Raw genomic sequence first — 13,914 nt, 5'->3', positions numbered from 1 at the left:
GGTCATGCTAGCGAATATTTCGCGATAAATGTAGTTTTGTTACCTTGCGTCTGTGGGTGTCGTTGAGTGTGTCGTTGGATATCGTGGCAGCCGCTGGCTGCCGGGGCATCAAAGCCCCAGTAGCCGCAACAGCCAGCGCCGGTAGGGGGGATTGAGCCAGCCCACCGGGCTGCGGGATGACTGGATGAAGACGGCGCGCGCATGGCTGAAGCGCTGGAAACCCGCCTCGCCGTGATAGGCGCCGCTGCCGCTCTCGCCGACGCCGCCGAAGGGCAGTGCCGGCACGGCGTTGTGCCACAGGGTGTCATTGAACACCACGCCGCCGGAATGGGTCTCCTCGAGCAAGCGTCGGCGCAGGGCGGAGTCCTCGGTAAAGGCGTAGAGCGCCAGCGGGCGCGGCTGACTCTTGATGCGCGCGATGGCGGCATCCATGTCGAGCACCCCGAGCACCGGAAGCCAGGGACCGAAGATCTCCTCTCGCATAAGGGTGAGGCCGTTACTCGGGTCGACGATCAACGTGGGGGGCAGTTTGACCCCGCCGTCGGCCAGCTCGAGCCTCTCACCGAGATCGATCACCCGGCAGACATGGTCGCGGGCCTCGTCGAGCATCGCCTCGAGACGCTGACGGTGTGCCGCGCCTGGCACCGCGCTGTAGTCATGGCTGGCGGAGCCTCGAGGGTAGAAGCGTGCCACCTGGCGCTGCATCGCCTTGAGAAATGCCTCGAGCCGGGAGGCCTCCACCAGCACGTGATCGGGGGCGATGCAGGTGCGGCCGGCGTTCAGCCACTTGCCGAAGGCGATGCGCTCGGCGGCCTTCTCCAGATCGGCGTCGGCGGCCACCAGCGCCGGCGTCTTGCCGCCCAGCTCCAGGGTGACCGGCGTCAGGTTGGTCGCCGCGGCACGCGCCACCTCCCGACCGATGGTGGCACTGCCGGTAAACAGCAGGTGATCGAAGGGGAGGGCGGCGAAGGCCCTGGCCAGGTCGGCATCGCCCTCCACCACGCAGAGCTCCTCGGGAGCGAAATAACGAGCCGCCAGGCGTGCCATCAGTGCCGAGGTGGCAGGGCTGTGCTCGCTGGGCTTGATCATTACCCGGTTGCCGGCGGCCAGGGCATCGATGGCGGGTAGCCAGGCAAGGTTCCAGGGGTAGTTGGACGGGGCGATGATGCCGACCACGCCCAGTGGCTGATAGTGAACCTTCGCCCGGGCCGGCAGTAGTCTCCAGCCCACCGGCTGGCGCTCGGGACGCATCCAGCGACGCAGTCGGCGTCGAGTGAAGCTGGCCGACTGGAGAACGGTGGCCACTTCGCTCAGGCGGGTCTCCATGGCGGCGCGATGGCCGAAGTCGGCGCTGATGGCGGCGGCGATCTCGTCGCGATGGCGGCGGGTCAGGGTGGCCAGGCGTGTCAGGCGGTCGCGACGGGTGGCGAGGCTCGGGAAGGGGGCTTCCTCGAAGGCACGCCGCTGTCTGTCGAGGAGGGCCTGGAGATCACTGAGATCGCTCATGCTGGAATCCTGTTCGGGGTGATGGAAGGTTGATGGGAGGCTGTGCACAATGGTGGCGCCATCTCGCCGCCAGGGCCAGGGAGGAAGGCGCAACGAACCGTGAAAGGAGTGATCGCATGACAATGCTGAGGCGCCAACCCCTGTCCTCCATGGAGGCGGTATCCACCAGCGCCTGGAACGCCCTGGTCGGTGATGATCATCCCTTTCTGCGCCATGAGTTCCTGCATGCCCTGGAAGCCAGCGGCTCGGCGTGCCCGGCCACCGGATGGGTGCCGCGCCACCAGACCCTGTGGCAGGGCGAAGCGTTGGTCGGCCTCATGCCGCTCTATCACAAGCATCACTCCTTCGGTGAGTACGTCTTCGACTGGGCCTGGGCCGATGCCTGGGAGCGCGCCGGTGGGCGCTACTACCCCAAGGCGCTGACGGCGATTCCCTATACCCCGGCTCCCGGTCCGCGCCTGGCCCTGGCGCCGGGTGTCGATCCATGCGAGGCACGTGAGACCCTGGCCTGTGCCTGGGAGGAGGGCGGGCTATCCGGCTGGCACCTGCTGTTCGCCGAGGAGGCGGAGGTGGCCGAGTGGCAGAAGGCTCGGCCAGGGCTGCTGGCGCGGCACGGTGTACAGTTCCAGTGGCAGGATCGTGGCTATGGCGACTTCGAGGGCTTCCTGGCCACCCTGACCTCCAAGCGGCGCAAGGCGATTCGCCGTGAACGGCGAATCGTCGCCGACCAGGCGCTGAGCCTGCATCGTCTGGAGGGCGAGGCGATCGACGCCGCGGCCCTCGAGCACTTCTATCGCTGCTATGAGATCACCTACCGGGAGCGTGGTCGCCATGGCTACCTCAATCTCGACTTCTTTCGGCGCCTGCGTGCCAGCATGCCGGAGAGCCTGCTGCTGGTGCAGGCGCGTCGCGACGACCGTCCCGTGGCGGCGGCGCTCTACCTGCAGGGTGCACGCACCCTCTTTGGGCGTTACTGGGGCAGCGAAGTGAGCGCCGACTGTCTGCACTTCGAGGCCTGCTACTACCAGGGCATCGAGCACTGCCTGGCGCGTGGCCTGACGCGCTTCGACCCCGGCACCCAGGGCGAGCACAAGCTCACTCGTGGATTCGAGCCGCGGCTGCTGACCTCGCTTCACCATATCGCCGATCCTCGCTTGCGTGACGCCGTGGCACGCTTCTGTGGCGAGGAGCGCGAGCATGTGCTGGCCTATCGGCGCGCCGCCGAGTCGGCACTGCCGTTTCGCGATGAGGCGAAGATTGACTCTGCCGGCGAGCAATGAAAATGGCATAATGCGCGGCATCGTATCGAGGTGACGGGAAGGCATCATGCTCAAGGGGTTGGCGCTGACGCTGACGATCCTGCTGGCGTTGCTGCAGTATCGACTGTGGCTCGGCCAGGGAGGCGTCATGGAGCTGCGTGAGGTTCGCCAGCGGGTGGCGTCGCTGGAGGCGGCCAACCAGCCGCTGCGCGACCGCAATGCGCGCCTGGCTGCCGAGGTGCTCGACCTCAAGACCGGCCTCGATGCCATCGAGGAGCGGGCACGCAGCGATATCGGCATGGTGCGCACCGACGAGCAGTTCTTCTGGGTGCCCGATGTGGCGGTGGAGGTGGAGCCGGTGGTCAATCCGCTGCCCGCCACCCGCCTGGAGGCGAGCCGATGAGTGCGACACCCTGGCTGGTGGTGCCGGCGGCGGGGCAGGGGCGGCGCATGGGGGCCGACCGTCCCAAGCAGTACCTGACCCTCGATGCCCGCCCGGTGATGGCCCATACCCTGACCCGGCTGCATGCCGCCTTCCCGGGGGCACGACTCTGCCTCTGCCTGGACCCCGACGACGCCTGGTTCGACCCCGACTGGGTACCCTTCGCCGACTGGCGGCGCGTGGCGGGAGGCGCCGAGCGTGCGGACAGCGTGGCCAACGCCCTGGGGGCCATCGACGGTGAGGCGCGTGATGATGACCTGGTGCTGGTCCATGATGTGGCGCGCCCCTGTGTCGCCGTCGATGACCTGCGGCGGCTGATGCGGGAGCTTGCCGATGATGTGGTGGGCGGGCTGCTGGCCGCCCCCGTGGCGGACACCATGAAGCGTGACGATGGCGCCGGCCGGGTCGCCCGTACCGAGCCCCGTGCGGGGCTCTGGCACGCCCTGACCCCTCAGGGCTTTCGCTATGGCCTGCTGAATCAGGCGCTTCGCCAGGTCGCGGCGTCCGGCATCACGGTCACCGACGAGGCCTCTGCGGTGGAAGCCCTGGGGCATTCGCCTCGGCTGGTGCCCGGGCGTCGCGACAACCTCAAGATCACCCACCCCGAGGACCTGGCCCTGGCCGGCATGATCCTGGCCGCCCAGGCCTCGGCGTACAGCGAGACGACGCCGGCGGGCGTTGCGGAGAGATGATGCGAATCGGCCATGGTTTCGATGTCCACCGCTTCGGCGAAGGCGACCACCTGATGATCGGCGGCGTCGCCGTCCCCTTCGAGCGCGGCTTCGTCGCGCACTCCGATGGCGATGTGCTGCTGCATGCCGTCAGCGATGCCCTGTTGGGCGCCTGCGCCCTGGGCGATATCGGCCGCCACTTCCCCGATACCGACCCGGCCTGGAAGGGCGCCGACAGTCGCGACCTGTTGCGTCGCGTGGTGGTCCTGGTGCACCAGGCCGGCTATCGGGTCGGTAACCTCGATGCCACGCTGATGGCCCAGGCGCCGAAGATGGCCCCTCACGTCGAGGCCATGGCGGCCAATGTCGCCGCCGATCTGGGCATCGAACGCGGAGCCGTCAACGTCAAGGCCACCACCACCGAGCGCCTGGGCTTTACCGGCCGCGGCGAGGGCATCGCCGCCGAGGCGGTGGCGCTGCTCCTGCCGGTCTCGCCGGGCACTGTAGATGAGACCATGACGAGCGAGGGCGCCGGTGAGTGAGTCGTCGACACGCCATCCCCTCGACGCCCTCGACTGGCCCCCGACCTGGCCGCGAGTGCTCGATGCCGAGTTCGGGCCGCCCCCGGCGGGGGACTATCGAGCACGCCCCGAGGACTTCCTGGTCGAGGAGACGCTCGACTTCGACCCCGAGGGGGAGGGCGAGCATCTCTGGCTCTATATCGAGAAGCGTGACCTGACCACCGCCATGGTGGTAAAGGAGCTCGCCAGGCTATGCGAGGCCTCGCCGCGGGCGGTGGGCTACTCGGGGATGAAGGACCGGGTGGCGGTGACCCGCCAGTGGTTGTCGGTGCAGCTGCCGGGGCGCGAGGCGCCGGCGGGACTGCGCGAGGCCCTGGCCGAGCGTGGCATACGGGTGCTCGAGATGGCGCGTCACCCGCGCAAGCTCAAGCGAGGGGTGCATCGCACCAACCGTTTCCGGCTGCGCCTGACTGGCCCGGCGGTGGCCGACGAGGGCCTCGTTCATCGCTGGGAGCGCCTGCTCGAGCGTGGGGTTCCCAACTATTTCGGTCCCCAGCGCTTCGGCCCGGATGGTCGCAACCTGCTGCGTGCGCGTTCACTGCTGGCCCGCGGCTGGCGAAAGCGCGACGATCGCGATGGCATGCTGCTCTCGTCGGCACGCAGCTTCCTGTTCAATGAGCTGCTCGCCGAGCGCATCCGCGAGGGCAGCTGGGATCGACTGTTGCCGGGGGAGGTGGCCAACCTCGATGGCAGTGCCAGCCAGTTCGCCGTCGAGTCGCCGGACGCCGAGCTCGAGGCCCGGGCGGCACGCCTCGATCTGCATCCGAGCGGTGTGCTGTGGGGCACCGGTGGCTCGCTGGCGAGTGGCGAGGCTCGGCGCCGTGAGGAGCTGCTGGCGCAGCGCTTTGCGGGGCTATGCGCGGGACTCGAGGCGGCCGGCGTACGCCTGGGGCGCCGCCCGCTGCGCCTGCGGCTGGCCGAGACACGCCTGGAGCGTGGTGACGGCGAGCTGTGGCTGACCTTTACACTGCCCCGTGGTGCCTTCGCCACCGCGGTACTCAGAGAACTGATCGCGCACCCGACCCTATGACGGAGGCGCCCATGCAAGGATTCGAGATGCGTCGACTGCTGCTCTCCAACGACGACGGTGTTCACGCCCCCGGGCTGCGCGCCCTGCACGATGCCCTGGTCTCCCATGCCAGGCTGCGGGTGGTGGCGCCGGACCGCGACAAGAGCGGGGCCAGCAACTCGCTGACCCTGTCCCGGCCGCTGTCACTGACGGCCATGGAAAACGGCTTCTACAGCGTCGACGGCACGCCGGCGGACTGTGTCTACCTGGGCGTCAACGGTGTCTGGAACGAGAAGCCCGACCTGGTGATCTCGGGCATCAACCATGGCGGCAACCTGGGGGATGACGTGCTCTACTCAGGCACCGTGGCCGCCGCCATGGAGGGGCGCAACCTGGGCATGGCGGCCATCGCCATGTCGCTGGTGGGGCATCGCCACTTCGACACCGCCGGCCGGGTGGCGGCAAGCCTGGTGGGGGCCGCCGAGCAGCTCTCGCTGCCGCCGCGCAGCCTGCTCAATGTCAACGTGCCCGACCTGCCCTGGGACGAGATCCGCGGCTTTCGGGTTACCCGCCTGGGCTATCGTGGCCCCGCGGGGTCTCCCCAGGAGGTGCGTGACCCGCGTGGCAAGGTGAGCTGGTGGATCGCGCCGCTGAGCAAGAACGCCGATGATGGCCCCGATACCGACTTCGCCGCCGTGGAGGCGGGCTTCGTCTCCATCACCCCGTTGCAGACCGACCTGACTCGGCATGCGGCCATTGCGGATGTAGAAGGCTGGCTGGATGTACTCACCTGATCGCCTGGCCGAGCTGGTGCGTGGTGTGGGTATGACCTCCCAGCGTACCCGCGACCGCATGCTGGAGCGCCTGGCCGCCCAGGGCATCCGTGACCCCCGGGTACTGGAGACCCTGGGGCGTGAGCCACGTCACCTGTTTCTCGATGAGGCGCTCTCCCATCGCGCCTACGAGGATACCTCCCTGCCGATCGGCTACGGCCAGACCCTCTCCCAGCCGTGGATGGTGGCGCGGATGACCGAGCTGGTGCTGCAGGCATCGCCGCAACGCGTGCTGGAGGTCGGCACCGGATCCGGCTATCAGACGCTGATACTTTCGCGACTGGTACCGGAACTCTGGTCCATCGAGCGAATCAATGCCTTGCAGCGACGTGCCGCCGAGCGGCTGCGCCTGCTGGGGGCGAAGAATGCCCACCTGCGCCTGGCCGACGGTGGCCATGGCTGGGAAGAGGCCGCGCCCTTCGATGTGATCCTGCTGACCGCCTGCGCCAGCGAGCTACCGGCCGCACTGCTCTCCCAGCTCGCCGAGGGCGGTGTGCTGATTACCCCGCTGTCCGACGCTCGGGGACGCCAGTGGCTGACCCGTATCCAGCGCCAGGACGACCAGTTCGAGAAGCGGCGGCTGGAGCCGGTACGCTTCGTGCCGCTGCTCGAAGGCGTCATTCGTTGAAAGGAGTCCGCCGTTGAAGCGATATCTCGCCACCCTCTTGAAGGGCGCCGGCATGGGCGCCGCCGACGCGGTTCCTGGCGTGTCCGGCGGCACCATCGCCTTTATCACCGGGATCTACGAGGAGTTGATCCATACCATCAAGCAGTTCGGCCCCAGTGCCTTCGGGGCCTGGCGACGCGGCGGCGTGGCTGGCCTGGTGGCCCACCTCAATCTGCCCTTCCTGTTGCCGCTGCTGCTGGGGATCGCCGTCAGCCTGGTCAGCGTCGCCCACCTGGCGGTGTGGTTGCTGGAGGATCACCCGCTGCTGCTCAACGGCTTCTTCTTCGGGCTGGTGCTGGCCTCGGCGCTGGTGGTCAGTCGTCATCCGGCCGACTGGCGATGGTGGCATATCCTGCCGCTGATAGGGGGGCTGCTGCTGGCTAATGGACTGCCCTCGCTGATGCCGTTGATGAGCGAGCTGGGCAGCCAGGAGGTGATGCTGCTGGCAGGAGGCGCCATCGCCATCAGTGCCATGATTCTGCCCGGTGTTTCCGGCAGTTTCCTGCTGCTGACCATGGGCCTCTATGGCACCGTGATGGATGGCATTCGTGGCTTCGACCTGGGACTGATCGGACTCTTCGGCATGGGATGTGCGGTGGGGTTGTTCGCCTTTTCGCGGCTGCTCTCCTGGCTTCTCGACCACCATCACACCGCGACCCTGCAGCTGCTGGTGGGCTTTATCGTCGGCTCATTGCCGCTACTCTGGCCATGGCGGGAGCTGGTACGCTACCAGTTGGGCCCGGAGGGGCAGATGATTCCGCTGGACTATCGCTACCTGACACCGGGTGATTACGGCCTTCTCACCGGCGATGCTCCTCAGCTGGTGGCGGTGGTGGCGCTGATGCTGGCGGGTGCCTTCGTCGTGCTGCTGCTCGATCACTCGGGGCGACGCAGCGCGGCAGTGCGTAACGATAGCCTGTCTGCGGCAGGCTCTCAGGAAACCAGCGCTCGAGGGGCAGACCCTCAAGGGGCGAATTCTCAAGGGGCAATCTCTCGAGAAACCAACTCTCGAGAAACCAACAAGGAGGAAGGCTCTGATGCGTAATGTATTGATGATTTCGGGGCTGGCCCTGGCGCTGGTCGGTTGTGCCAACCAGCAGGGCGCCCCGAGCCAGGTGCCGGTGCGAGATCTCTCGGCGAGTCGCGCCGAAACGGCGGCCAGCCACTACACCGTGGAGCGGGGCGACACCCTCTATGGCATCGCCTGGCGCCACAACATGGATTATCGGGACCTGGCACGCCTCAATCGCATCGGCCCTCCCTACGCGATCCAGCCGGGTCAGCGTCTGGTCCTCGATGGCGAGGCAGCCGGGGAGCAGCCGGCGGCTCGCCAGCCTGGAAGCGATGGTGGCAGTGCCGTGGCGGTGGCCACCCCCCTCGGCGGTACCCAGGCCGACGCCGGCTCCGATGATATGGAGTGGCTGCTGCCGAGTGGCGAGACCGAAACGGTGTCACGCCGCGACCGGACGAGTGCCGCTCCCGGCGACTCGGAGGGCGTCCAGGCATCGACATCCAGCGGCGAGAATAATGGCGGGCCGGGGCCGGTCTATTCGCCGGATAGCCCGGGGGCCGACGGGAGCCTGAGCGAGCGAGACCTGGCCGAACGCAGCGAGCGGGATGCCGCGAGTGAAGCGTCGCAGGCTGCCTCTGCGGCCGGCGAGGAGAACGAGCCCCAGGCAGTCGCCGCCACCGAAAACCGGGAAGAACCGGCCAGGGAAGAGGCCAGCGGCGCCGATGCCGGTACTGCCGTTGCAGGTGGCACCCAGGCCCAGGAGCGCGGCTCACGTACCTATACCCCGGTCGCCGAGGTGCCCTGGCAGTGGCCCGTGGGCGGTGATGTGGTCGGCCAGTTCGGCGATGGCGGCACGATTACCGCCGGCATTGATATCGCCGGACAAAAGGGGCAACCTGTCAAGGCGGCTGGGCCCGGGATCGTGGTCTACGCGGGCAGCGGCGTCAGGGGCTATGGCAAGCTGATCCTGCTCAAGCACAACGACCAGTTCCTCAGTGCCTATGCCCATAACGAGACGTTGAAGGTAAGCGAGAATGATGTGGTCGAGGCCGGCGAGGTGATTGCCACCATGGGGGACAGTGATGCCGAGGATGTCAGGCTTCACTTCGAGGTGCGCAAGGATGGACAGCCTCAGGACCCCCTGGACTACCTGCCCTCGCGTTGATGCCGCCGCCCGGTGGGGAAGCCTCACCGGGGTTGTCACACAATAATAATCGGTTTCGCCGATGCTCCAGGGCTCGGCGACGGGACGCTAGCACGGGGTAGCCATCGATGAGCATGCTTGAACGGGACCTTCAGGATGTGGATCTGAACACGTTAGAGGAGAAGGAGCAGGAGGTCGTCGATTCCATCGACGAGCCAGAGAGGGATGACGAGGCTGCCTTCGAGAAGGCACTGACTCGCGAAGATCGCTACAGCCATCAGAGCCTCGACGCCACTCAGATCTATCTCAACGAGATCGGCTTCTCGCCGCTGCTCACCCCCGAGGAGGAGGTCTACTACGGCCGCCTGGCCCAGAAGGGCGACCCAATGGGGCGCTCACGCATGATCGAGTCCAACCTGCGGCTGGTGGTGAAGATCGCCAGGCGCTACCTCAATCGCGGCCTCTCGCTGCTCGATCTCATCGAGGAGGGTAATCTCGGGCTGATCCGCGCCGTGGAGAAGTTCGACCCCGAGCGAGGCTTCCGCTTCTCCACCTATGCCACCTGGTGGATCCGTCAGACCATCGAGCGGGCGCTGATGAACCAGACCCGCACCATCCGTCTGCCCATCCACGTGGTCAAGGAGCTCAACATCTACCTGCGCGCGGCCCGCGAGCTGACCCAGAAGCTCGATCACGAGGCGACTGCGGAGGAGATCGCCGAGTATCTCGACAAGCCGGTGGAGGCCGTCAAGAAGATGATGGGGCTCAACGAGCGCATCTCGTCGGTGGATTACCCGGTGGGAGGGGACAGCGACAAGCCGTTGATCGAGACGCTGGCCGATGACAGTGATGACGGCCCCGAGTCGAGTCTGCTCGACGGCGACGTCAAGCAGCTCGTGGACGAGTGGCTCTCCGCACTCAGCGAAAAGCAGCGCGAGGTGGTGGTGCGTCGCTTCGGCCTGCGCGGGCATGAGGCGGCTACCCTCGAGCAGGTGGGCGAGGAGATCGGCCTGACCCGCGAGCGGGTGCGTCAGATTCAGGTCGAGGCCTTGAAGAAGCTGCGCCGGCTTCTCGAGAAGCAGGGGCTCAGCCTGGATGCCATCTTTGCCTGATATTCACATATCAGCAAGAACCTCTAGTTAACCTGCCAAATTCAGCATGTCGTCGTGAGAAGCCACCATTCATATGGTGGCTTTTTCCGTGATTCCCGCTGCACATCCGACGATAATTCCCGGTTTGCCCACTATCCATCGTTCAGGAGTTTGCCATGGCCCGGCCGCTGATCGCCGAGATCGACCTCGACGCCCTGCGCCATAACTATCGTCTCGCCTGTGAGTGTTCCCCGCACAGCCGCAGTGTCGCCGTGATCAAGGCCGATGCCTATGGTCATGGAGCGGTTGCCTGTGCACGAGCCCTGGAGGGCATCGCTCCTGCCTTTGCGGTGGCCTGTATCGAGGAGGCGGTGAGGCTGCGCGAGGCGGGTATCACCGCACCCATCGTGCTGCTCGAGGGCATCTTCAGCGTGGATGAAATGATCCAGGTGGATGAACTTGGTCTGTGGATAGCGGTGCACAGCGACTGGCAGATCGATGCCCTGCTGGGGCAGCGACTCTCGCGGCCGGTGCCGGTGTGGCTCAAGGTGGACTCCGGCATGCATCGTCTGGGCTTCTCGCCCGAACGCGCACAAGCGGCATGGCAGCGTCTGGCTGCGGCGCCGGAGCAGGCCTGTGACCTCCACCTGATGAGCCACTTCGCTACCGCGGACCTGGTTGACGTTGGCTACTTCAGGCGTCAGCTGGCTCAGCTCGAGGCCCTGGCCGAACGGTTAGGGGCGCCGCTGTGTCTGGCCAACTCGCCGGCGACCCTGGCGCACCCCGAGGCCCATGGTGCCTGGAATCGCCCGGGAGTGATGCTCTATGGCAGCGACCCCCTCGAGCAGCCCAACGCCTTGACCTCCCGGCTGGCGCCGGTGATGACCCTGCGTTCGGCGATCATCGCCGTGCGTGAACTTCCCGCCGGAGAACCGGTGGGTTATGGCGGCCGTTGGGTTACCCCCCGGCCCTCACGCATCGGCGTGGTGGCGGCGGGGTACGGCGACGGCTATGACCGCCATGCCGTGGACGGCACTCCGGTGCTGGTCGCGGGCAAGCGCACCGCCATTGCCGGCAAGGTCTCCATGGATATGCTCACCGTGGATATCACCGATATTCCCGAGGCGGATATCGGCAGCGAGGTCGTGTTGTGGGGGCGGGCCGCCAACGGCGAGGTGCTGTCGGTGGATGAGGTGGCCCGCCACTGCGACACCATCAGCTACACCCTGCTGACCGGGGTGCTGCCCAGGGTGCCGAGGCGGTATCATGGAGCGTCTTGAAAGCCCGACAGGAACCGAACATGTCCAGGGACGCTCCTGACCGCCCCAACTTCGCCCACCCCCGTTACTGGCCGGTCTGGTTGGCCATTGCCGCCATGCATGTGGCGGCCTGGCTGCCCTGGCGTCTCAAGCTGTGGATCGGCAAGCTGATCGGCCTGGCCGCTCGGCGCTTTGCCGGGCGGCGCCGGCATATCACCGAGACCAATCTCAGGCTCTGCTTCCCGGAGCTCGACGATGAAGCGCAGCGTCGCCTGGTCAGGGAGACCTTTATCGCCAACGGCATCGGCCTCATGGAGACCGCAACGGGCTGGTGTCGTGACCCCGAACACCTGCGTCATCGGGTCGTTTTCAAGGGTCAGGAGCATCGTGCCCGGCTGGAGGCCGAGGGGAGGGGAGCGTTGATCCTCGGGGTGCACTTCTCGACCCTCGACCTGGGTGCCGCCCTGCATTCGCTCTATTTTCGCGCCGACGCCGTGCAGCGGCCCCATGACAACCCGCTCTTCGCCCGCTTCATGGGGCGTGCCCGTGCCCCCTACTTCGATGCGGTGATCGATCGCCACGACCTGCGCGGCGTGGTGCGCCGCATCAAGGCGGGGCACGCGGTCTGGTATTCGCCCGACCAGGACTTCGGCCGGGATGTCAGCGTCTTTGCCCCCTTCTTCGGCATCCAGGCGGCCACGGTGAAGATGACGGCACGCATCGCTCGCATGACCGGGGCGCCGGTGATACCGCTGATCTTTCACCGCAACGCCGATAATCGCACCTATACCCTCGAGTACCTGCCGCCGCTGGAGGATTTCCCCAGCGGTGATGAGGTGGCCGATGCCACCCGTGTCAACGCCGTGATCGAGGCGGCGATCCGCCAGCACCCCGAGCAGTATCTGTGGCTGCACCGGCGTTTCAAGACACGCCCGGAAGGGGAACCCTCTCCCTACTGATGTAATCGGTCAGGAGAGGCGGGGCAGGGTATCCGGCAACGAGAGGCGATGGGAGCCGCGATTCAAGTGATCGGAGACGAAGCGCCGGTCCAGCGGATGGTCCGCCGACTGGGCGAGCGTTTCCACCACCCGGTCGGCATGGGCCTGCAGTGTCTTGAGATCCCGGCGATCGGCGAACTGGGAGAGGGTCTTCAATGACCTAAGCAGCTCCAGGCCGATGCTCAGGTCCTCCCTGGCGTAGGTCAGGATGGGCTGGAAGAGTCGGAACACGAGGCTGTCGAACGCCTCTACCTGCCAGGTCACCCGGCAGGCGCCGTCCTGGTCGAAGAGTGCGTCACAGGGCCGCCACTCCAGGCGTCGGCGCAGCAGGTCGGTGAGGCGATGCAGACACAGTCGAGCGGTGCCGGGGTCGTTGATCCCCGGTGACAGCGCCTTGACGGCCACCTCCATCAGCTGTGTCATGCCGAACACATAGTGCTCGCTGATCGACTCCCCCTCCATATAGGTCAGCGTGGCACGCACCTCATCGCACCAGCCCGAATCGGGCGCCTCCGGGGCTTCCAGCGAGAGGATCGGCATGCCCGCCACCACGTAGTCGCCGAAGTGGAAATGCAGGTGCAGTGTGCCCTCGGCCCGCTCCGCCAGGGTTGCCAGGGTAGTGAGGTCGGCATTCAGCAGATAGCCCGCCTGTCGGGCATGTACGGGATGATAGGGGGGCTCGGACGTGATGGGGGGAGTGGAGGAAGCGAGAACCCGCCACTCCTCGCCGCTCTGACAGGTCTGCAGCGCCTGCATCGAGATGAGAGTGGTTCGGTGCAGGTCGGCCGCCACGGCGTCGACCTGGATCGACTGCGAGGCGTTGTGGATGAAGTAGACGAACAGGGCGAGGCAGTGAATGACCATCAGGCAGGCCAGGTAGACCGCCAGTGTCCGCCAGGTCACGATGCCCTCGTTGACATCCGGGGTCATCAGCAGCACCAGGGCAAAGAGAATGGTGCCCAGGTAGTGACCCAGCACTCGCTGATGGGAGCGCTCCGAGATCAGCCCGAACACCAGCTTGTGGGAGAACTGGCCGCCGGCCTGGGAGAGGACCGACATCACCATCGAGAAGCTGAACACCATCAGGGAGATCATGCCGCCGAGCAGGGCGGCGAGCAGCGAGCGGGTGTCTTCCGGCGGCTCGATCAGCTTGACCAGCAGGGAGGGCAGCTGCTCGTCGGAGATCGGCAGGAAGAGTGACACATAGGCGAGCAGCGCATAGGCCAGCGCCAGCAGAGAAGGCAGATAGGCAATGCTCTGCCGAAAGGCCTTGAACAGATGGATGGGCCAGAACAGCAAGCGGATCATGGGCGGCTCCTCATGAGCGGAGTCCCCTTATCGCGTGACTCGGCGCCGGGTGCAACCCTATCCCTCTCGGGAGCAGTAAGCCATCAGCCATAAGAAAACCCCGCAGACCCTAGGGGTGCGGGGTTGGTTCTTAC

At 66.7% G+C, this 13,914-nt stretch carries 14 protein-coding genes; 12 read left to right on the top strand and 2 right to left on the bottom strand.

The genetic code is table 11. The features are described from left to right. Positions 1–108: 108 nt before the first annotated feature. Positions 109–1,506: a coniferyl aldehyde dehydrogenase gene (locus tag IOC61_RS06630; protein ID WP_195688077.1), complete on the bottom strand. Its 1,398-nt coding sequence runs from the start codon at positions 1,504–1,506 to the stop codon at positions 109–111. A 116-nt stretch (positions 1,507–1,622) separates the two neighbouring features. Here IOC61_RS06630 and IOC61_RS06625 point away from each other — a divergent pair, with 116 nt between their 5' ends. The 12 genes from IOC61_RS06625 (at position 1,623) to lpxL (ending at position 12,433) form a co-directional block, all read left to right on the top strand. After that, on the top strand, positions 1,623–2,786 hold the full coding sequence (locus IOC61_RS06625; protein WP_195688076.1) for a GNAT family N-acetyltransferase: 1,164 nt from the start codon (positions 1,623–1,625) through the stop codon (positions 2,784–2,786). 46 nt (positions 2,787–2,832) lie between these two features. Next, positions 2,833–3,168: a cell division protein FtsB gene (gene ftsB / locus IOC61_RS06620; protein WP_132043042.1), complete on the top strand. Its 336-nt coding sequence runs from the start codon at positions 2,833–2,835 to the stop codon at positions 3,166–3,168. After that, positions 3,165–3,899: a 2-C-methyl-D-erythritol 4-phosphate cytidylyltransferase gene (gene ispD, locus IOC61_RS06615; protein WP_195688075.1), complete on the top strand. Its 735-nt coding sequence runs from the start codon at positions 3,165–3,167 to the stop codon at positions 3,897–3,899. The genes ftsB and ispD overlap by 4 nt, the downstream gene beginning before the upstream one ends. Further along, positions 3,899–4,420, top strand: coding sequence for a 2-C-methyl-D-erythritol 2,4-cyclodiphosphate synthase (ispF, locus tag IOC61_RS06610; RefSeq protein WP_324254694.1), 522 nt, complete (start codon positions 3,899–3,901; stop codon positions 4,418–4,420). Before ispD ends, ispF begins: the two co-directional genes overlap by 1 nt. Beyond that, positions 4,413–5,489 (top strand): tRNA pseudouridine(13) synthase TruD, encoded by a 1,077-nt coding sequence (gene truD / locus IOC61_RS06605; RefSeq protein ID WP_195688073.1) that lies wholly within the window; start codon positions 4,413–4,415, stop codon positions 5,487–5,489. Before ispF ends, truD begins: the two co-directional genes overlap by 8 nt. Positions 5,490–5,515: 26 nt before the next feature. Further along, positions 5,516–6,262, top strand: coding sequence for a 5'/3'-nucleotidase SurE (surE, locus tag IOC61_RS06600; protein WP_195688829.1), 747 nt, complete (start codon positions 5,516–5,518; stop codon positions 6,260–6,262). Then, the gene (locus IOC61_RS06595) at positions 6,249–6,929 is read left to right on the top strand and encodes a protein-L-isoaspartate(D-aspartate) O-methyltransferase (protein WP_195688072.1); all 681 of its coding nucleotides are present in this window, start codon (positions 6,249–6,251) and stop codon (positions 6,927–6,929) included. The genes surE and IOC61_RS06595 overlap by 14 nt, the downstream gene beginning before the upstream one ends. A gap of 13 nt (positions 6,930–6,942) precedes the next feature. Further along, entirely contained in the window at positions 6,943–8,013 is a 1,071-nt protein-coding gene (locus IOC61_RS06590) for a DUF368 domain-containing protein (RefSeq protein WP_420706332.1), read from the top strand. Continuing rightward, the gene (locus tag IOC61_RS06585; RefSeq protein WP_195688071.1) at positions 8,006–9,145 is read left to right on the top strand and encodes a peptidoglycan DD-metalloendopeptidase family protein; all 1,140 of its coding nucleotides are present in this window, start codon (positions 8,006–8,008) and stop codon (positions 9,143–9,145) included. Before IOC61_RS06590 ends, IOC61_RS06585 begins: the two co-directional genes overlap by 8 nt. 113 nt (positions 9,146–9,258) lie before the next feature. Beyond that, positions 9,259–10,236 carry an RNA polymerase sigma factor RpoS gene (gene rpoS / locus IOC61_RS06580; RefSeq protein WP_195688828.1) on the top strand — a complete coding sequence of 326 codons (978 nt, stop codon included), beginning with the start codon at positions 9,259–9,261 and terminating at the stop codon, positions 10,234–10,236. Positions 10,237–10,391: 155 nt separating this feature from the next. Next, positions 10,392–11,495 (top strand): alanine racemase, encoded by a 1,104-nt coding sequence (gene alr, locus IOC61_RS06575; RefSeq protein WP_195688070.1) that lies wholly within the window; start codon positions 10,392–10,394, stop codon positions 11,493–11,495. Positions 11,496–11,515: 20 nt separating this feature from the next. Further along, positions 11,516–12,433 carry an LpxL/LpxP family Kdo(2)-lipid IV(A) lauroyl/palmitoleoyl acyltransferase gene (gene lpxL, locus IOC61_RS06570; protein ID WP_195688069.1) on the top strand — a complete coding sequence of 306 codons (918 nt, stop codon included), beginning with the start codon at positions 11,516–11,518 and terminating at the stop codon, positions 12,431–12,433. A 9-nt stretch (positions 12,434–12,442) separates the two neighbouring features. On the opposite strand, the gene IOC61_RS06565 is transcribed toward lpxL, so the two are convergent. After that, on the bottom strand, positions 12,443–13,780 hold the full coding sequence (locus tag IOC61_RS06565; RefSeq protein WP_195688068.1) for a DUF2254 domain-containing protein: 1,338 nt from the start codon (positions 13,778–13,780) through the stop codon (positions 12,443–12,445). Positions 13,781–13,914: the final 134 nt, after the last annotated feature.

The sequence above is a fragment of the Halomonas sp. KAO genome (genome assembly GCF_015595025.1).
GTDB lineage: Bacteria > Pseudomonadota > Gammaproteobacteria > Pseudomonadales > Halomonadaceae > Halomonas.
Note: the sequence above shows the minus strand (reverse complement) of the source record. Positions and strands in the feature narration are given on the sequence as shown.

Bases quoted from the DNA above. Each gene is read 5' to 3' on its own strand.
- IOC61_RS06630 (WP_195688077.1), bottom strand. From the start codon at position 1,506: ATGAGCGATCTCAGTGATCTCCAGGCCCTCCTCGACAGACAGCGGCGT.
- IOC61_RS06625 (WP_195688076.1), top strand. From the start codon at position 1,623: ATGACAATGCTGAGGCGCCAACCCCTGTCCTCCATGGAGGCGGTATCC.
- ftsB (WP_132043042.1), top strand. From the start codon at position 2,833: ATGCTCAAGGGGTTGGCGCTGACGCTGACGATCCTGCTGGCGTTGCTG.
- ispD (WP_195688075.1), top strand. From the start codon at position 3,165: ATGAGTGCGACACCCTGGCTGGTGGTGCCGGCGGCGGGGCAGGGGCGG.
- ispF (WP_324254694.1), top strand. From the start codon at position 3,899: ATGCGAATCGGCCATGGTTTCGATGTCCACCGCTTCGGCGAAGGCGAC.
- surE (WP_195688829.1), top strand. From the start codon at position 5,516: ATGCGTCGACTGCTGCTCTCCAACGACGACGGTGTTCACGCCCCCGGG.
- IOC61_RS06595 (WP_195688072.1), top strand. From the start codon at position 6,249: ATGTACTCACCTGATCGCCTGGCCGAGCTGGTGCGTGGTGTGGGTATG.
- IOC61_RS06585 (WP_195688071.1), top strand. From the start codon at position 8,006: ATGCGTAATGTATTGATGATTTCGGGGCTGGCCCTGGCGCTGGTCGGT.
- rpoS (WP_195688828.1), top strand. From the start codon at position 9,259: ATGCTTGAACGGGACCTTCAGGATGTGGATCTGAACACGTTAGAGGAG.
- alr (WP_195688070.1), top strand. From the start codon at position 10,392: ATGGCCCGGCCGCTGATCGCCGAGATCGACCTCGACGCCCTGCGCCAT.
- lpxL (WP_195688069.1), top strand. From the start codon at position 11,516: ATGTCCAGGGACGCTCCTGACCGCCCCAACTTCGCCCACCCCCGTTAC.
- IOC61_RS06565 (WP_195688068.1), bottom strand. From the start codon at position 13,780: ATGATCCGCTTGCTGTTCTGGCCCATCCATCTGTTCAAGGCCTTTCGG.